The organism is Longirhabdus pacifica, from assembly GCF_004115085.1.
GTDB lineage: Bacteria > Bacillota > Bacilli > Paenibacillales > DSM-105158 > Longirhabdus > Longirhabdus pacifica.
The window spans coordinates 1-18,082 of sequence record NZ_QXJP01000007.1; the positions used below are offsets into that span (position 1 = coordinate 1).

18 protein-coding genes are annotated in these 18,082 nt (G+C 38.4%); 7 read left to right on the top strand and 11 right to left on the bottom strand.

The genetic code is table 11. From position 1 onward, the window contains the following. Positions 1-399: hypothetical protein (locus D1Z92_RS17275; protein WP_164931491.1), on the top strand; the 399-nt coding region annotated here is incomplete at its 5' end. 38 nt (positions 400-437) lie between these two features. Here the strand turns inward: D1Z92_RS17275 and urtE are convergent. The 5 genes from urtE to urtA form a co-directional block, all read right to left on the bottom strand. Beyond that, positions 438-1,133 (bottom strand): urea ABC transporter ATP-binding subunit UrtE, encoded by a 696-nt coding sequence (gene urtE / locus D1Z92_RS06995; protein ID WP_128894958.1) that lies wholly within the window; start codon positions 1,131-1,133, stop codon positions 438-440. A gap of 1 nt (position 1,134) precedes the next feature. Continuing rightward, a complete protein-coding gene (gene urtD, locus D1Z92_RS07000; protein WP_128894959.1) occupies positions 1,135-1,887 on the bottom strand; it encodes an urea ABC transporter ATP-binding protein UrtD in 753 nt (250 codons plus the stop codon). Further along, positions 1,844-2,899 (bottom strand): urea ABC transporter permease subunit UrtC, encoded by a 1,056-nt coding sequence (urtC, locus tag D1Z92_RS07005; protein WP_128895122.1) that lies wholly within the window; start codon positions 2,897-2,899, stop codon positions 1,844-1,846. Before urtC ends, urtD begins: the two co-directional genes overlap by 44 nt. 85 nt (positions 2,900-2,984) lie before the next feature. Then, a complete protein-coding gene (urtB, locus tag D1Z92_RS07010; protein WP_128894960.1) occupies positions 2,985-3,887 on the bottom strand; it encodes an urea ABC transporter permease subunit UrtB in 903 nt (300 codons plus the stop codon). Between the two features lie 107 nt (positions 3,888-3,994). Further along, positions 3,995-5,185: an urea ABC transporter substrate-binding protein gene (gene urtA / locus D1Z92_RS07015; RefSeq protein ID WP_240666613.1), complete on the bottom strand. Its 1,191-nt coding sequence runs from the start codon at positions 5,183-5,185 to the stop codon at positions 3,995-3,997. Between the two features lie 340 nt (positions 5,186-5,525). Here urtA and ureA point away from each other — a divergent pair, with 340 nt between their 5' ends. The 6 genes from ureA to D1Z92_RS07045 all read left to right on the top strand — a co-directional run bounded on the left by ureA (position 5,526) and on the right by D1Z92_RS07045 (position 10,308). Continuing rightward, positions 5,526-5,828 (top strand): urease subunit gamma, encoded by a 303-nt coding sequence (gene ureA / locus D1Z92_RS07020; protein ID WP_128894961.1) that lies wholly within the window; start codon positions 5,526-5,528, stop codon positions 5,826-5,828. A gap of 22 nt (positions 5,829-5,850) precedes the next feature. Beyond that, on the top strand, positions 5,851-6,237 hold the full coding sequence (locus D1Z92_RS07025) for an urease subunit beta (RefSeq protein WP_128894962.1): 387 nt from the start codon (positions 5,851-5,853) through the stop codon (positions 6,235-6,237). Continuing rightward, positions 6,224-7,954: an urease subunit alpha gene (gene ureC / locus D1Z92_RS07030; RefSeq protein WP_128894963.1), complete on the top strand. Its 1,731-nt coding sequence runs from the start codon at positions 6,224-6,226 to the stop codon at positions 7,952-7,954. Before D1Z92_RS07025 ends, ureC begins: the two co-directional genes overlap by 14 nt. Positions 7,955-7,985: 31 nt before the next feature. Then, on the top strand, positions 7,986-8,672 hold the full coding sequence (locus tag D1Z92_RS07035) for an urease accessory protein UreF (protein WP_164931492.1): 687 nt from the start codon (positions 7,986-7,988) through the stop codon (positions 8,670-8,672). Positions 8,673-8,734: 62 nt separating this feature from the next. Further along, positions 8,735-9,412, top strand: a complete 678-nt coding sequence (gene ureG / locus D1Z92_RS07040; RefSeq protein WP_128894965.1) for an urease accessory protein UreG — start codon at positions 8,735-8,737, stop codon at positions 9,410-9,412. Next, a complete protein-coding gene (locus D1Z92_RS07045; protein WP_164931493.1) occupies positions 9,400-10,308 on the top strand; it encodes an urease accessory protein UreD in 909 nt (302 codons plus the stop codon). The genes ureG and D1Z92_RS07045 overlap by 13 nt, the downstream gene beginning before the upstream one ends. Positions 10,309-10,584: 276 nt before the next feature. Here D1Z92_RS07045 and D1Z92_RS07050 read toward each other — a convergent pair whose 3' ends face one another. The 6 genes from D1Z92_RS07050 to D1Z92_RS07075 all read right to left on the bottom strand — a co-directional run bounded on the left by D1Z92_RS07050 (position 10,585) and on the right by D1Z92_RS07075 (position 16,968). Then, positions 10,585-11,433, bottom strand: a complete 849-nt coding sequence (locus D1Z92_RS07050) for an alpha/beta fold hydrolase (RefSeq protein ID WP_128894967.1) — start codon at positions 11,431-11,433, stop codon at positions 10,585-10,587. Positions 11,434-11,776: 343 nt separating this feature from the next. Beyond that, positions 11,777-13,165, bottom strand: a complete 1,389-nt coding sequence (locus tag D1Z92_RS07055) for an extracellular solute-binding protein (protein WP_128894968.1) — start codon at positions 13,163-13,165, stop codon at positions 11,777-11,779. 256 nt (positions 13,166-13,421) lie between these two features. Then, a complete protein-coding gene (locus tag D1Z92_RS07060) occupies positions 13,422-14,555 on the bottom strand; it encodes an ABC transporter permease (protein WP_128894969.1) in 1,134 nt (377 codons plus the stop codon). A 38-nt stretch (positions 14,556-14,593) separates the two neighbouring features. Then, a complete protein-coding gene (locus D1Z92_RS07065; RefSeq protein WP_164931494.1) occupies positions 14,594-15,709 on the bottom strand; it encodes an ABC transporter permease in 1,116 nt (371 codons plus the stop codon). Then, on the bottom strand, positions 15,699-16,583 hold the full coding sequence (locus D1Z92_RS07070; protein WP_128894971.1) for an ABC transporter ATP-binding protein: 885 nt from the start codon (positions 16,581-16,583) through the stop codon (positions 15,699-15,701). The genes D1Z92_RS07065 and D1Z92_RS07070 overlap by 11 nt, the downstream gene beginning before the upstream one ends. Continuing rightward, positions 16,546-16,968, bottom strand: coding sequence for a GntR family transcriptional regulator (locus tag D1Z92_RS07075; RefSeq protein WP_206099718.1), 423 nt, complete (start codon positions 16,966-16,968; stop codon positions 16,546-16,548). The genes D1Z92_RS07070 and D1Z92_RS07075 overlap by 38 nt, the downstream gene beginning before the upstream one ends. Positions 16,969-18,082: the final 1,114 nt, after the last annotated feature.

The following is an 18,082-nucleotide window of genomic DNA, read 5'->3' on the forward strand; positions in this document are numbered from 1 at the left end:
CATCGTTTACGTCAATTTTTAAATGATCATGCTATTCAAGGAGAGGCCATAAGTGATATAGAAAACAAAAGTAAAAATGGAGAATTTATTAAAACAGAAATAATATGTATGTTTATTTCATATTTCGTATGGACGATCATTATGCTTATTAGTTTTGATAGTTGGTTTCCGTTTTCTTCCTCTCTAGGAGGACTAGCACTTTTTTTTATTATTGTACAAGCTGGGGGAATGTTTTTAGCAAGACTAATATCTTCTATAAAAGATACAAAATATTTATATGAAAAATTTAAACGTAAAGAACAAATAGAATCTAAAGATATAAAACAGTTTTTAATTCGTGTAGGTTCAATGATTGGATTTGGTGTACTGTACTTCACAACGATTTATTTCGTAATGTAATTGTAAGGTGAAGCAGTATGAAGCCGTCTGTAATGATACTAGACGACGACATGCTGCTTTACGATTTGATCGGTCAATGCTTCTATTGCTCCTTCCGCAACAATCTCCCCTTTTTCCAACATATAAAAATAATCTCCCACCTGCCTTACAAAATCTATACTCTGTTCCACTAGCAACATAGAAACGGTATGCTGCTGTTTCATGTTTACAATTAACTCTTGAATTTCTTGTACAATAGAAGGCTGAATCCCTTCTGTTGGCTCATCTAAGATGAGCAACTTTGGGTTTGCGATCATCGCTCTTGCAAACGCTAATTGCTGCTGCTGACCTCCGCTAAGGTCGCCTCCTTTTCGCTTTAACATCGGCTTTAAGGCTGGGAATATTTCCAGCATCTTTTCTACAGCACGCTTATCCCTTTTCGATGTGCCTTCTAAACCCAAACAAATATTTTCATAAACCGTAAGATGCGGAAAAATCTCTCTTCCTTGTGGCACATACCCCATTCCATGCTTTGCTCGCTTATATGGCGGATCGTTCGTGACATTCGTTTGCTCTATCTGCATATTTCCATGACGAAAGGGAAGCAAACCCATTATGCCTTTTACTAATGTGGTTTTACCTACCCCGTTTCTACCTAATAAGCAAACCACCTGTCCCTGCTTAACCTTTAGGCTTACATCACGAATAATAATACTTTCTCGGTAACCTACTTGGCATTGATATACGTTCAACATATTAACTCGCCCTCTGTCCTAAGTATACTTCGGCAACGCGTTCATCTTCTTGAACTTCTTGCATCGTGCCTTCCATTAGTAATGCCCCTTGATGCATCACCGTCACTTTCTCGGAAAACGTGCGAACAAATTCCATATCATGTTCTACAACGATAACAGATTGTTTTTTCGTAATTTCCTTGAGCAGCTTTCCCGTCTTTTCCGTTTCTACATCTGTCATACCTGCTACCGGTTCATCCAGCAATAACACGTTGGGTTCTTGCACTAACATCATACCTATTTCCAGCCATTGTTTTTCACCATGCGAAAGCGCTCCTGCCATTTGTTCGGCCCTAGACTGTAATTCGATTAACTGGAGATGATGCTGTATTTTTTCTTGTAGATCTTTATTCGTTTTTTCAAACAGGGAAGACCATACGCCTTTACGCGGCTGAATAGCAAGTTCCAAATTTTCATATACCGTTAATTTCGGAAAAATAGAAGGGGCTTGAAATTTTCGACTAATACCTAAATCTGCTATTTGATGCTCTTTTTTCTTTGTCAGTTCCACGTTCTCCTTATACCAGACCTTTCCCCGCTTCGCCTTTACCTTTCCACAAAGTACATCTAAAAAAGTCGTCTTCCCCGCTCCATTCGGCCCAATCAGAAAATGAAGCTGACACGCTGCTAAATGAAAATTGACTTCATTTACGGCTTTAAATCCAGCAAATTCAACGCTTACTTTCTCCGAACGTAAAATCGATGTTGTTTTCATTGGCGTCCTCCCTCTTTCTTCTCTTTTTTATTTTTTGCATTCCATCCTTCATCAAACCCATGAAGCCACGTGGTAATAAAATAACACTAATGACAAACAATCCACCGAGTAAAAACAACCATAACGAAGGATAAGCCTCACTAAAAGTGGTCTTTGCATAATTAATGAGCAAGGCACCTAGCACCGCTCCACTCAAGGAGTTTCGGCCCCCAATCGCCACCCAGAGTACCATCTCAATCGAAGGTACGATACCCATCATCGAAGGCGAAATAATACCGACATGTAAGACGAATAGTGCACCAGCTATACCCGCAAAACCAGCAGAGACGGCAAAAATGAACGCTTTAAATACGGCAGGATTATACCCGATAAAACGCAAGCGATTTTCCCCATCACGTATCGCGAGCAACACACGCTTAAAACGGGATTTGGTCATCCAATATGCCAGTGCGAATAGCAACGCCAATACACCAATGGTAATCCAATATAATACACGTTTTACTGTTGGATCGGACAGCGAATATCCTAAAATAGTTTTAAATCCCGTTATGCCATTACTTCCTCCAGTAAATGCTTGTTGACCGATGAGTAACGTCACGACAATTAACACAAGTGCTTGCGTTAATATGGTGAATTGAACACCTTGAATACGATTGCGAAAAGTTAGAAAACCTAAGCCATACGCGATACCCATCGGCACGATGACGATGAGCAATAACGTAAGAAAAAAAGAGGAGAAGGGCATCCAGAACCAAGGCAGTTCGTTTTGCCCACTCCATACCATAAAATCGGGAAGCTTTCCCCCACTTGCCTCTAGTTTTAAATACATCGCCATACCATAAGCACCGAGGCCAAAAAACACCCCATGTCCTAAGCTTAAGATGCCTGTATAACCCCAAATAAGTGCTAAACCAATGGCTACAATGGCAAAGCTGACGTATTTTGCAAGCAACATCAAGCGAAAATCGGAAAGAAATAAAGGAGCAAGTAGCATCATTCCGAGTATAAGCATATAAACTATCCATTTGAATTGACTCTCTCTATTTATTGTCCCTAAGCCCTGCTTCACTTTGCTTCCTCCCTTATTGTCAACCTGTCTAAGATTCCAAAGCACGTGTTTTCAAAGAAACAAAACCGCGTGGTCTCCATTGTAAAAATGCAATGACGATGACAAACACGATGACTTTTGCGATGGAGGCAGATAACCAAGATTCAAAAAATACGTTGAGCACGCCAATCGTGACAGCACCAAATACCACCCCTGCTAATTTGCCAACTCCACCTAACACCACAACCATAAATGCATCGACAATGTAATACGTCCCAAGTGAACTACCAATAGGACCGATAAGCGCCAATGCACTTCCTGCTAACCCTGCTATGCCAGAGCCAATGGCAAAGGTGATACGATCCACTTTTCTCGTTGAAATACCGAGACAACCTGCCATATCCCTGTTCTGCATGACCGCCCTCATACTTCTGCCCGCTGCCGTTCGATACAAATAGATGTATAAAGACAATAAACATACGATGACGAGCGCAAGGATAAATAGCCTTTTATAAGGAAGGACAACAACGGAAGTAAGCTGCAATCCTCCTTCTAGCCAACTCGGACTTGTCACCGCTACATTCGGCGCACCAAAAATCATTTTTGCTGCTTGTTGTAACATCATCCCTACTCCCCATGTTGCGAGCAAACTATCTAGTGGACGGCGATAAAGAAATTTTACGAGCCCCATCTCCAGCAGCATGCCAAGGAAGAAAGCAACAGTGAAAGATACGAACAAAGCGAATATATAATAAGAGTCAAACCATGCTGCCGGTGCATACTGTTGGAAAAGATGCTGTGTAACATAGACCATATACGCTCCAATCATGAGAAACTCGCCATGTGCCATATTAATCACATTCATTAATCCAAATGTAATTGAAAGTCCAAGTGCTACTAGTAACAATATAGAGCTGTAACTTAATCCGTTAAAAAGTTGAATTGCCCACATAACATCCCTCTTTTCCAAACTACCATGTCTAGTGATTTACCAATGTGTAAAGGTAAGTGTTCATTATTGCTATGCTGCTGTTATGACATCCCATTAGAATCCAACGATCATGGACTCGTTAGTGCTTCTGCCCACGTATAACTGCTTAAATATGGATCTGGTTTCACCGCTTCTTCTGTACTGAATATTTCGTTTAATTGTCCTTCTGCGGTCACTTCTCCTATTCTTACTTTTTTATAAAGATGTTGATTATCTCCGTCAATCGTGACCGTACCTTCCGGTGCGGCAAACGTGATTCCTTTTGCAGCCTCTCTGACTTTATCTACATCTGTCGTGCCCGCTTTTTCTACCGCTTTTGCCCATAAATGTACTGCATTATATCCTGCTTCTATCGGGTCTGCGGTCACTCGATCTTCCCCGTATGCCTCCTTGTAGTGATCTACAAACTCCTTATTCTCTGGCGTATCTGTCGTCTGGAAATAGTTCCATGCAACTAAATGACCTTCTAAATATTCAGCACCAATCCCCCTTATTTCTTCTTCTGCCACACTGACAGAAAGCACCGTTATATCATCCGCAGAAATGCCAGCGTCTTTTAACTGTTTGAAAAAAGCAACATTACTATCTCCATTCAACGTATTGTAAATAACGTCTGGCTTACTTTCTTTTATTTTTGCAATAACGGTACTATATTCTGTATGACCTAATTCCGTATACTCTTCTCCTACTAGCTCCCCACCTTCACTATCTAATTGCGCTTTAATAATATTGTTAGCTGTAATCGGGAACACATAGTTCGAACCTAGTAAGAAGAATTTCTTACCGCGATTCTCCAATAGCCACGCTACAGAAGGCACGATTTGCTGATTTGTCGTTGCTCCGGTGTAAAAAATATTCGGTGACGCTTCTAGCCCTTCATATTGAACGGGATACCAGAGCAATCCATTCAATTCTTCAAATACAGGCAACATCGCTTTTCGACTAGCAGAAGTCCACCCACCAAATACCGTGGCTACTTTATCTTGTTCCAACAATTTTCTTGATTTTTCTGAAAAAGTCGGCCAATCTGACGCCCCATCTTCAATAATCGGTACAATTTGCTTTCCTAGAACCCCACCTGCTTCATTAATTTCATTGATGGCCATTAACTCTGCGTCTTTGACCGACACCTCACTGATCGCCATCGTACCGCTTAATGAATGTAAAATACCAACTTCAATGACATCTTCTTGACTCCCATCTTCTTCGTCCGCTTCTTGCGACTCCCCTTCTTCAGCACAGCCTGCAAGCAACAACATAGTGATAAATAAAAAACAGACCGTATGAAACCAAACTTTCTTTCTTTTCTCCTGCCACTTCTCCATGAATTCCATTGCCACCCCACCTTTTTGTTATGTACTACACTTAAATATTTAATTCATGCACAATTAAATGTTACGTTATATAACCTAACATTAAATGCACCTTTATTATATATTCACCCTGAAATTTATGTCAACAAAAATAACATGAATAGGAAAAATAAAAATATTTATTTTAATTTACCGTACAAAACGCAAGAATAATGTTATAATACCTCACATATATATTATATACTTTATTCATACGGCTATCTATTTGAATCAAAGGGGGCAGTGTATGCATTTCACGCCAAGAGAAAAAGAGATGCTCATGATTTCCGTAGCAGCAAATGTGGCTGCACAAAGAAAAGCAAAAGGCATCAAACTTAATTATCCAGAAGCAGTAGCCATGATTACGTCGTATATTTTAGAAGGAGCTAGAGAAGGGAAAACGGTAGCGACACTTATGCAGGAAGGAGGGAATGTATTATCTGAAGAGGAGGTCATGGAAGGTGTTGCCTCCATGTTGCCTGAAGTACAGGTGGAAGCCACTTTTCCTGATGGAACGAAATTAGTCACGGTTCATGAACCGATAAGATAATAAGAACGAAAGGAAGGATAAGATGATACCAGGCGAGTACCGCTTAGCACAGGAGCCTATTGTGATGTTTAGTGATAGAGAATATGCATCATTGCTTGTCAAAAATACGGGTGACAGACCGATACAAGTGGGATCACACTTTCACTTTTATGAAGTAAACCCCGCTTTACATTTTGATCGAAACCTTGCATTCGGTATGCGCCTTAAGATCCCAGCTGGTTTAGCCCTGCGTTTTGAACCAGGTGAAGAGCGCGTTGTGAAGTTAGTATCCTTTGGCGGAGAGAAAAAAATATACGGATTAAATGGGAAAACAAATGGGTCAGTAACACATGCTTCAAAAGATACATCATTCACTACACCACTATCATCTAATAGTACAGAGAGGGAAGATGAGAATGGAAACCATTAATCGTCATAAATATGCTGCACTATATGGACCAACAACCGGAGATCAAGTCCGTTTAGCCGATACAGATCTTTGGGCTGAAATCGAAAAAGATTATACCGTTTATGGCGATGAATGTGTGTTCGGAGGCGGAAAAGTTATCCGAGATGGCATGGGCCAGTCAGCAACACACGCAAGAGAGGATGGCGTTTTAGATGTTGTGATCACCAACGCGATCATTATCGATCATTGGGGTATCGTGAAAGCAGATATCGGCATTCGTGATGGCAACATTGTAGGCATCGGCAAAGCTGGAAATCCACATACGATGGACGGCGTAGAGCCACACATGATTATCGGCGCTAGTACAGAGGTCATTGCTGGAGAAGGGAAAATCGTCACCGCTGGCGGAATTGATGCTCACATTCACTTTATATGCCCGCAGCAAATCGAAACGGCACTAGCCTCAGGTATCACAACCATGCTAGGAGGAGGAACAGGTCCGGCAACAGGCACCAATGCAACCACATGCACACCTGGAGCATGGCACATACAGCGCATGTTAGAAGCTGCGGATGCATTTCCGATGAATCTTGGCTTTTTGGGAAAAGGAAACAGCAGTACCTCCCTTCCACTGATGGAACAAGTGCAGGCAGGTGCTATCGGTTTGAAGCTGCATGAAGATTGGGGTTCTACTCCTGCAGCCATTGATTGCTGTCTCTCTGTGGCCGAAGATTTTGACATTCAAGTGGCTATTCATACGGATACACTCAATGAATCTGGTTTTGTTGAACATACGTTACGTGCTATTAACGGTCGTACGATACATACGTACCATACGGAAGGGGCTGGTGGCGGTCATGCACCAGACATCATGAAGGCAGCATCCTATGCTCATGTTCTTCCTTCTTCCACGAATCCAACCAGACCTTACACCATCAATACCGTGGAAGAACATCTCGATATGTTAATGGTATGTCATCATTTAGACAGCAGTATTCCTGAAGATGTCGCCTTTGCAGATTCACGTATTCGACCAGAAACGATTGCAGCAGAAGATATCCTGCACGATCGCGGAGTGTTCAGCATTATTAGCTCTGACTCCCAAGCGATGGGTCGAGTGGGTGAAGTGATATTGCGTACGTGGCAAACAGCAGACAAAATGAAACAACAATTTGGTGCTGCTCTCCCCTATCCTTCTATACAGGAAAAACCTAAAGGAGACAACGCTCGCATCAAACGTTACATTAGCAAATATACTATTAACCCAGCCATCACGCACGGCATTTCACATCTTGTCGGATCGATAGAAGTTGGGAAATGGGCTGATCTTGTACTTTGGAAACCTGCTTTTTTTGGGGTCAAACCAGAAATGGTGCTCAAAGGAGGAACGATTGCCTATGCACAAATGGGTGATCCTAACGCTTCCATCCCTACTCCGCAGCCATCTTATGGAAGACCTATGTTTGGTGCCTATGGGAAAAGCCGAACACAATCATCCTTCACATTTATATCGCAAAAAGCGTGGGAACTCGGTATTCATGACAAGTTGGGATTACAGAAAAAAATTGCAGCAGTGCAACATTGCCGTACTATAAGTAAAAAGCAGATGATACTAAACGATCAGACACCGGATATTGACATCAATCCAGACACGTATGAAGTCAAAGTGGACGGTGAACGCATTACTTGTCAGCCTGCGGAAAAACTTCCTTTAGCACAACGCTATTTCTTATTTTAAATCAACTTACACGAGGAAGGAGGCTATATCATTGAAACTGGATTCCAAGTTACTTTATTATGTGCAAATTCTTGACTCTGCACTTCCAGTAGGTACATTTTCTCATTCCTTTGGTTTAGAAACGTATGTACAAGAAAATAAAATTCAAACTATTAAGGAACTAAAGCAATTCATTCATTCTCAATTGCAATCTAGCATTCTACCTTTTGAAGGATTAGCAATGAAAGGAATATATGGTGCATTACAAGAACATAACATGGATCAACTTGCATATTACAATCATGTGCTGCTTGTACAACGTACTGCACGAGAATCCAGAGAAGCGATAGCCAAAATGGGAAAGAGATTATGGCAGTTGTCTAAAACGATACATCCTTGGATCGATTTTGAGCCTTTGAGCAAATCGGTTCCCAACCACCATATGACATTGCCAACCATGCATACCTTTATCGCTTACGATTTAAGCATTACTTTAGACGAAACAGTGAAAGGGTATGCCTACACCAATGTCGTTACATTAATAAACAGTGCCATTCGTTTAATGTCACTTGGCCAAACAGATGGGCAACACATTATTCAAGAGATGATCCCCATCATTCATTCAGAATGGGAGAAAATAAAAGAAACACCATCTTCAGAGATGCATTCATTTGCTATTGCTCAAGAAATTGAAGCAATGAATCACGAAACACTATATTCACGCCTATTTATGTCTTAACAAATATCCAAATAACGTGTATTTGTACTTATCCTATTACTAATAAACTGGGGGAGATACTTATGTGTAACAACGGCAGCAGTCATCATCATCATGGATGGGAAAAACCAAACATTTCAACAAACAGACCATTTAGAATCGGTATAGGCGGACCTGTAGGTTCAGGAAAAACAGCTCTCGTAGAAAAGATAAGCAAAAAAATAAGAGATCGTTACAGTTTAGCGGTTATTACCAACGATATTTACACGAAAGAAGATGCTGAAATACTAATACGTCAATCCGCATTACCGACTGAACGTATTGTCGGTGTGGAGACTGGGGGTTGCCCTCATACGGCGATAAGAGAAGATGCATCCATGAATTTCGATGCCATCGAATCGTTAGAAGAATCCATTCCGAACTTAGATATCATTTTTATCGAAAGTGGTGGGGACAATTTAGCGGCTGCGTTTAGCCCAGAGCTAGTAGATCGTTTTATTTACATTATCGATGTAGCACAAGGGGAGAAAATTCCACGCAAAGGAGGTCCAGGCATCATGCGTTCTGACTTACTTATTATCAACAAAACGGACCTCGCCCCTCACGTCGGTGCCAGTTTGGAAGTCATGGAGCGCGATACATTAACGATGAGAGGAGATAAGTTACCTTTTGTATTTTCCAACATGATGGCAGGCGAAGGAGTAGATTCTATCATAGATTGGATAGACCAGCAGTGGAATGAATGCCGATGTCCAGCCTAAACGTCGAAGACATGCATCAACCTGCATTCCATGACCAACAAGCAAGAAAGCAAAAACAAACTCAGTCACTCACGTCTCATACTAGCAAGATGTACGGACACTTTACATTCAAACATGGCAAAACCATATTACAAGATAAATACCATCAAGGTTCATTAAAAATAAGTAAAACACATCGGATGAACAACCATACTCCGCAATTAACGGTCTGTATGATGGATGCATCACCGGGAATGTTGGAAGGAGATTGCTACGATCTAAACTTCACATTAGAAGAGCATACAGCGGTATATTTAACGAATCAGTCATCCACTAAAATACATCCGAAACACCCAGATGGGATGGGATGTAAATTAAAACAACATATAACATTGAAAAACCATAGTTGTCTGGAATATGTGCCAGAGGGCACCGTTCCTTATGCTGGGAGCGTGCTTGATGCGACAAGTACGTTTCATCTGGAAAAAGGGGCTGCCTTGTTTCTCTCTGACATTGTTACGCCTGGTCGAGTATATTTGGGGGAACAATTTGACTATGAATCTATAACGACAAAGTTAAACGTTTTTCTTGACCATGAACTTATTGCATGGGATACATTCCACCTCGTTCCTCAGCAACATGATGTGGGAGGGAGTAGTGCATTTGCACATTATACACACGTAGGCAGCGTTTGGATTTTTGGCCACGTTGCCAGTGACACCCTCCTCCACATGCTTCGCCCCCACCTTCCTCAATGTCATGAAGTGATGACGGGGGCAAGTTTACTACATACGTATGGTCTATGTATTCGCATACTCGGTAAAAACACGTGGCAAATACAACAGGTCATAAGACAAGTATGGAACATATGGAAACTCATGCAACACGAATATCCAACATCAGAAATCTGGAAATAAAAAACGACTTCCCTACTCTCCATCTTATGGATAGTGGTAATAAGTTGGTTGACCAACTTCATTCAACTTATATATAAGATGAAGAAATGATGAAATGCAAGTTTACGCCTCAGTTACCAGGCGTAAAAGTTATCATGTTGAAATTTCTCCATCTTATGGATAGTGGTAATAAGTTGGTTGACCAACTTATTATTAAGGAAGTCGTTCTTCTGATGCAATTACAATTGTTCCTGATAGAAATGAATTACCCGTACATTTTCAATACCCTCTATCGTGCTATTCCGATCTCATAAAAGCTTCAAATACTTCGTTAAACATACCTTCTTCTTCAAACATTGGATTATGACCACTGTGTTCAAAAATAACTTTTTGTATTTGAGGAAACGTTTGGGAAATGGAGTCCCACAGGGAAACAGGAGCAACCAAGTAGTCATACCTACCTAGCCCTAAAAGAATCGGCTTATTTAACTTGTCCAATCCTTCTGTAATATCTAACTCCGCAAAACATTCCCCCCACAAATAATCTATAATCTGCATATTGGTATACACGCCATCCCACAAATAGGCGCCCTCAAATTGATAATCATAGAAGCTCATCGCCCCTGTACGAACGCACATGTGAACAAATCTTTTCTCCGGATCTCTATTTATATCCTCTTGTAATAAGGCCATATCTCTTTGCAACACCGCTTCTCTTTCTTTACTAGCGTGGCGTTGAAAGAAAAGCTGACTGCCTTCTTGCCTTTCCCTACTGTTGCTTGGAGCCGCATTAAGCAAGATCACCTTATCTACGTGTTCACTGTATTGTTTTGCATATTCCAATGCCATAAAAGCATGACCAGAATGACCCAAGATAACCACATTGCTAAGTTGCAACGCTTGTCTGACAGCTTCTATGTCCGACACGATTTTGTCTAAAGTATAATCTTCTGGTTTTAACGTTCTTGGTGGTTTTACAAAACCTCTGTGATCCATAAAAATAAACTGATACTTTTTATATAATGTTTCTGAAAATAACCGAGGATAGTACACACTGCTTCCTACGACTAAAATCGGACTTCCAGACCCTTTTATGTTAATATTTAATTGAAAACCGTCACAAACGATATGCTTTATCGTATTCATTTATTACTCTCTCCTTTTTTTTGGGAAGAGCATATTTCTTCTACGCTCTTCGATTATCACCTCCTTCCACTTCTAACTCCATGATCCTAACCATAGAACGTTCTAACACTATAATCCCCTCCATTTTTTCTTGAAAATAATGTATCTTAAAAATAATGAAACATACATCAAATCAGTATTAAAGTAACATTTTATTAATATTTTATCACATATTTCTTGTTTTATTCAAATGGAATAAAATGGACTGTTGATAACACTCAACAGACCGCATGTAACCATTATTTTATTTCTTTCATTTGAAATTGATTCTGCTACTATGTTGCTAACTTAAACGATGATGTTGTTAACTCAAATCATCTTTTTCTGCGATTGCCTTCTGCATCGCTTCATCTGCACGAGACTGTATAGACTGTAATGCTTCTTCTATCGTCTTTTCATTTTTCTGTATCGATGCTATTTCCTCTGTAAGAATAGATTCAAATTCACTTAAAAACGTACTAGGAAGTTTATCATAGCTATCATACAATGTGTCATCTAAAGGTGCTAATTTGTAAAAAGCGTCGATGTTGATATGATTGGGTGCATCCATGTGTTCTTTACGTGTTAAGAGCTCATATGTGGATTTGCCAGTTGCTTTAGCCAATGTATCCCCATTTACAAACTGTATAAACTCCCACGCTGCATCGATATGTTCTGATTGTGCATTGATTGCAAATACATTAGATATGTTCATGCTTCCGCCTTTTTCCGGATGCATAGGATCTACCGGAACAGTCACAATATCATAGTTAATAGGATCACTATCGCTATACCCGCTATTATCGATATAATCCATATACCAAACTCCACTGATGATCATTGCACTTTTTCCAAGAGTAAATTTTTCTTGAGATTCATAATATATGTCTCCTGTAGCTTCATTTTCTTCTTCTGTCTTTTCATCTGGTAAGTATACTGCACCAGATTGATAAGCATTTATTGCCGTTTCAAACACTTTGTTCCATGCCTCTGTATCCATCGTTACTTCCATTGCATCAGGATCAACGTAGGACAATCCATACGTTTCAGCCATTCCACTTATCAGTCCAAAAAGATCTCCCCATGCTTTTTCAAACCCATAAATTGCATCTTCATCATCTGTTGAAGGGAACATCGCTGCTCTTTCAATAATGTCATCCCAAGACATCTGATCGGTTGGCAAGGGAACATTATATTCTGCAAAAAGATCTTTATTATAGTACAGCGCATTAGAATAAAACTCGGATGCTAAACCATACAATGTGCCGTTCCCTTTTTTAGTTAAATACTGTATCACATTCGTATCCATATTTTCGATATCAAATTCACTTTGTTCTATTAAAATAGAAAGGTCATATAAGCGATTTTCTTCTGCTAGAGTATAATATTCATTGTCATCCACCATGAACACGTCGGGTTGATGCTCTTCAACAAATAGTTTGAATTCCTTATCAAAATCAAACTCTTCATCTGTATCATATGCATCATATCTTTTTTCTCTTAATTGTTCTAATGTAATAACTTCAAACTCAATATTCTGATTTTGAATCGTAAAGTAACTCGCATAGTCTCGATAAAAGTTATCTTCGTCCCAATTCACCAACACTTTAAGTAGTTTTGGCTCCATTTTTGATTCTTCTACTTTCCCGTTACTGCAACCTATCAATATAATCATCAACGTCATTGCAATGAATATACTTGTCCATTTTTTCATCTGTTACTCCCCATTACTTATTTATATATTTACTATTTTATTTTGCTCATTCGTTTTCATTTACTTATTTAGTTAGTTGTTACTACGTCAATTGTGATTATTTATTTTTATTTTCCTGTATATGCTATTCGTTAGTTATATTTTATAAATGGTTTAATTAAACCTTTCCCATTACTTATTCATATTTAAATCTGTTTTTATTTATTTAGTTAGTTATATATCCTATATTGGATGCTTATTTAGAGCTTATAGAGATCTACTTACTGAACAGCTGCAGCTTCATGTTCAATAGCTTCCTAGAAATGAAGTAGAATAACAACCCTGCCCCAATAAATCCTGCATAATAGAAGTAAATTCGACTTTCTCTTAAATTATATGGTGTAAAATCACTTACCAGCATACCTCCTAAAAGAGCAAAGCACACAACCATTCCTAGGTGAAAAACAGATTGTAACTTATCAAATAAAATAAACTTACCGTTATGCTCTATATTACCTTTCTCGTACAACAACACACCTAGAGGTACAAAAGCAGCAATGTATCCGAGTGGAATGAGTAGTTGTATATAGGAAGCTTTCATCTCTTGGATCGGGATATCAAACCATCTATGGTTAAAGTCATACAACAAGCCTTGTAAATTCATATTATATTGAAATAAAAAGATATCATATGACACACGTTCTAATCCTCTTAAAAATGCCCATTCATTCCAAGAAACATAAGAAGATGCCGTATGTGCATCAAAAAGACTGGCTAACAGCAAAATAATTCCCATTGGAAAGATTAGAAAAATAACAGAAACAGCAATCTGATAAATGACACCACCCGTGAAGGTACCTATACATAATGAAAATGTATACATTGCAAGTAATGCAACAAGGGAATAAACAACAAAATACAAAGACAAATCCCAGTGTAGATAACTTCCAAATTCAGAAAAATAGATGATACAATGTGCAAGAAAATAATTTACAATATACGATGCCGCAACAACTGTACTCCCTAACATCCATTTCGATAAAAAGATTTGCTTGCGTCTGAAAGGCAGAGAGAAAGTAAAATCGTTCGTCTTATTACCTCTTTCCGCACCAATCATTACACTTGCTAATAAAACAATCATAATAAATAAAAGAATATTTGTTAACTGTATACTAGAATCCAACACTCTTCGGTATATAGATTCCACAGTATATTGATCAACGTCAACGATTTCACTTTCTTCATCTAAAAAATAGTATTTATTATAATCTTCTTCCTCTAATTCAACACGCAATTGTTCCAACTTCACTGCTGTATTTAGTGGCAATGCCAATATACAGATCAGTACGATGGCCCATAAAATAAATTTCGTTTGCTTATAATCTTTTCTAAACAATGCTTTATTCCACATCGTCTCCACCTCCAAGTTTGGGCATCAAATATGCTAAGCTATCTGCTGAACAGTTGCAGCTTCATGTTCAACAGCTTTCTAGAGATGAAATAAAATAACAGCCCTGTTCCAATAAATCCTGCATAATAGAAATAAATTTCACTCTCACTTAAATTATATGGTGTAAACTCTCTTAACAGCATGCCGCCTAATAGAGCAAAGCACACAACCATTCCCACTTGGAAAACAGGTTGCAGTTTATCAAATAAAATAAACTTACCGTTATGCTCTATGTTTCCTTTCTCGTACAACATCACACCTAGAAATAGAGAAGTTGCGATATATCCGAGCGGAATGAGAAGATGCGTATAATAGATTTTCATGTCTTGTATCGGCATATCAAACCATCTATTGTTAAAGTCATACAGTAAGTTTTCTAATGCAATATTATATTTGAACAAAAAAGTGTGATTTAAAACAGAATCTAACCCTCTTAGAAATGCCCACTCATCCCAGTAATAATAAGATACGGTATTAGCATCAAGAAAACTGGACAGCAGCATAATGATGCCTAGTGGGAAAATAAGAAAAATAATCGACACGGCAATTTGATATATGACACCACCCGTTACAGTACCCCAAAATAATGAAAACGTATAAATTGCAAGTAAACCAACAAGGGGATAAATCAAATAGAAAAAAGATAACTTCCAAATCATATGCTGACCAAATTCAGAAAAATAAATAATACATTGTGCAAGAATAAAATTAACGATATACGATGCGACAATCACTGCGCTACCCATCATCCATTTTGATAAAAAAATCTGCTTACGACTAAAAGGTAGTGTAAAGGTAAAATCATTTGTCTTATTGCCTCTTTCCGCACCAATCATAACGCCAGCTAATAAAATGATCATCACACTCAAAATAACATTTGTCATCGCCATAGTGTCGGGAAGTATAGAGGAATTAATTGAGCGTGATATAACTTCAAATTTTTCCGTGTCATTAGCGAAATCACCATCTAATTCATCTTTCTCTACTTTTATACGTAACTCTTCCAGCTGCACTGCTGTATTCAGTGGCAATGCTAATATACAGATTAGTACGATAGCCCATAAAATAAACTTCGTTTGCTTGTAATCTTTTCTAAACAGTGCTTTATGCCACATCACCATCACCTCCGAGCTTGGAAACAAACACATCTTCCAACGTCATCGGAAGTTCTTCAAATAGTAACGGCTGCTCACTTTGTATCATTTCGTTAGCTTTTTCTAGTTTTCCTGAAAGTAATAACGTATACACTCTACCAGTTTGATTTAAAACATCTATTCCATTTGCATTTTGTAGCGATGGTGGCAACTCTTTTTTAAATACAACCTGCACCTTTTTATAGTGACTTTTCATATCCATTAATTCTGTCTGTGAATCTAGTTTCCCCTGTTTCATCATTAATACTTTATCCGCAATAAATTCAATCTCATCCAATCGATGTGAGGACACGAGGATGGACGTTTGCTTTTCTGCTACTTCTTCTACGATATATTGAATGATTTTTTTCTTTACGATGACATCTAGTCCATCTGTCGGCTCGTCTAAAATAATAAGTTTTGCTTTTGTAGAAAACGCAAGAACTAGCGCAAATAGTGCTTTCATTCCTTTTGAATAGTTTCCAATTTTCACGTTTGTTGATAAAGAAAATCTCTGTAGCAATTCATAAAAATAACGTTCATCAAACTGTGGGTATATATCATTGTATAATTTCACTATTTCTTTTACGGTATAGCTTTTCAATGCCTCTGGTGAATCAGGCACAAACACGATATGTTTCTTTATCGAAGGATTATCGTACACACTGACTCCCTCAAATTTGACATCTCCACTTTGTGGATTAAAAATACCTACCATACTTTTAAGCAATGTCGTTTTTCCTGCCCCATTGCGACCCACTAAGCCAATAATTTGACCTGGTTCGATTGAAAAGGATATATCTTCGAATACACTTTTATTATGTATGGTCTTTGTTAACTTTTGTACTTCTAGCATTTGCTTCCCCTCCTAATTCCATGTATTGAGATTCTACCCATGACATCCATTCTTCCTTAGATATACCTAAATATTTTGCTTCGACAATGAGCTGTTTTAGTTTGTTCTTTAACTGTTCTTTTTTCTCCTCATTGTTTACAGAGGGTGCTTGTTCGGCTATAAATGTTCCTTTTCCTCTTATGGTCACGATCACATTCTGCCTTTCTAGTTCTTGATAAGCTCTGCTTACCGTATTTGGATTCACTAATAGCTGAGACGATAGTTCCCTAATCGAAGGAATTTTTTCGTTATCTTGCAAAATTCCTTTTAGTCTCCATTCTTTTACTTGCTGAATGATTTGTTCGTATATCGGAGTACTACTTTTAGGATCAATATGAATCAGCACGTCACTGTCACCTCCTATAGGTCATGTTATATAAAATATAATATGAAGTGTATTAGTTGAACTAGTACACTTAGTATAGTGTAGCCACACTTGTACATTTTGTCAAGTCAAAATAAAACATCATAGAAGTAAAAAATGTAACGAATAACCATTTTATTAAACGTTCATTAAATCGTCGCAAATGTTGTTACTCAGCTACTTTACTACCTAAATAAAATCATCTAACATAATGCTTAGTACGAAAGCAGTACTATCCTTGTATTTAAAGCTAACTTTTAAAGATTGAATATTCAGAGTTTTTAATCAATCGTTTATCAACTTTAAACAAGGGATTATTTTATACTATGTAAAAGGAGACTGATGAACGTGAAGTTAAAGCATTTTACTATTTTTGTTATTGTTTTTTTTCTGGCTTTTTCTGCTGGTTTTGTTTTTGCCAATGGAAATGATGACCAAAGCAATTCCGCTGTAAGTGAAAATGAAATGAATGAATACACAAATCCAGAGGAACAGAGTCTAAAAGAAACAGCACCATATGCGGTCGAAGATACGGTTCGTGTGATTGTGGAACTAAAAGAAAAGCCGGGCTTAACGCAAATGGACGAGAAGCAACTTTCCTACAGTGAGGCAGATGAAGCAACAAAAAAGCAACTGCAAAACAAACTAATCAATAGGCAGCAGTACACCTTAGACGAAATGGAAAAACAACAAATTTCATTTCAACTACAGCATCAATTTTCCACTGTCTTTTATGGTTTTAGTGGTGACATAAAGTATGGCGATATTGACAAGTTAGAAAACATACCGAAAGTAAAAGCAGTGCACATCGCAAACACATATGATGTATCCGATGAAATAATACCAATGCATTACAGTCCTGATTTGATTCAACACATAAAACAATGGGAAGATGAAGGCAGCTCAGGTCAAGGCATGATAGTAAACGCAATAGGAACGAAACAACCGATCGAAAACGACATTCAAAACGAAAAAGTATTGCGTCATGCCACAATACAAACTACGACATTATTTGAATCGGATTCAACCATTTATGCGGATGAAGTTGTCGCTGCTATGGATGGAGCTGTGATGAAAGGTACGGATCTTATACAAT

What these genes read in the sequence shown, in the direction of transcription:
- urtE (WP_128894958.1), bottom strand. Translation starts at nt 1,133, where the DNA reads ATGTTGAACGTATATCAATGCCAAGTAGGTTACCGAGAAAGTATTATT.
- urtD (WP_128894959.1), bottom strand. Translation starts at nt 1,887, where the DNA reads ATGAAAACAACATCGATTTTACGTTCGGAGAAAGTAAGCGTTGAATTT.
- urtC (WP_128895122.1), bottom strand. Translation starts at nt 2,899, where the DNA reads ATGCTTATACTCGGAATGATGCTACTTGCTCCTTTATTTCTTTCCGAT.
- urtB (WP_128894960.1), bottom strand. Translation starts at nt 3,887, where the DNA reads ATGTGGGCAATTCAACTTTTTAACGGATTAAGTTACAGCTCTATATTG.
- urtA (WP_240666613.1), bottom strand. Translation starts at nt 5,185, where the DNA reads ATGTTGTTGCTTGCAGGCTGTGCTGAAGAAGGGGAGTCGCAAGAAGCG.
- ureA (WP_128894961.1), top strand. Translation starts at nt 5,526, where the DNA reads ATGCATTTCACGCCAAGAGAAAAAGAGATGCTCATGATTTCCGTAGCA.
- D1Z92_RS07025 (WP_128894962.1), top strand. Translation starts at nt 5,851, where the DNA reads ATGATACCAGGCGAGTACCGCTTAGCACAGGAGCCTATTGTGATGTTT.
- ureC (WP_128894963.1), top strand. Translation starts at nt 6,224, where the DNA reads ATGGAAACCATTAATCGTCATAAATATGCTGCACTATATGGACCAACA.
- ureG (WP_128894965.1), top strand. Translation starts at nt 8,735, where the DNA reads ATGTGTAACAACGGCAGCAGTCATCATCATCATGGATGGGAAAAACCA.
- D1Z92_RS07045 (WP_164931493.1), top strand. Translation starts at nt 9,400, where the DNA reads ATGTCCAGCCTAAACGTCGAAGACATGCATCAACCTGCATTCCATGAC.
- D1Z92_RS07050 (WP_128894967.1), bottom strand. Translation starts at nt 11,433, where the DNA reads ATGAATACGATAAAGCATATCGTTTGTGACGGTTTTCAATTAAATATT.
- D1Z92_RS07055 (WP_128894968.1), bottom strand. Translation starts at nt 13,165, where the DNA reads ATGAAAAAATGGACAAGTATATTCATTGCAATGACGTTGATGATTATA.
- D1Z92_RS07060 (WP_128894969.1), bottom strand. Translation starts at nt 14,555, where the DNA reads ATGTGGAATAAAGCATTGTTTAGAAAAGATTATAAGCAAACGAAATTT.
- D1Z92_RS07065 (WP_164931494.1), bottom strand. Translation starts at nt 15,709, where the DNA reads ATGTGGCATAAAGCACTGTTTAGAAAAGATTACAAGCAAACGAAGTTT.
- D1Z92_RS07070 (WP_128894971.1), bottom strand. Translation starts at nt 16,583, where the DNA reads ATGCTAGAAGTACAAAAGTTAACAAAGACCATACATAATAAAAGTGTA.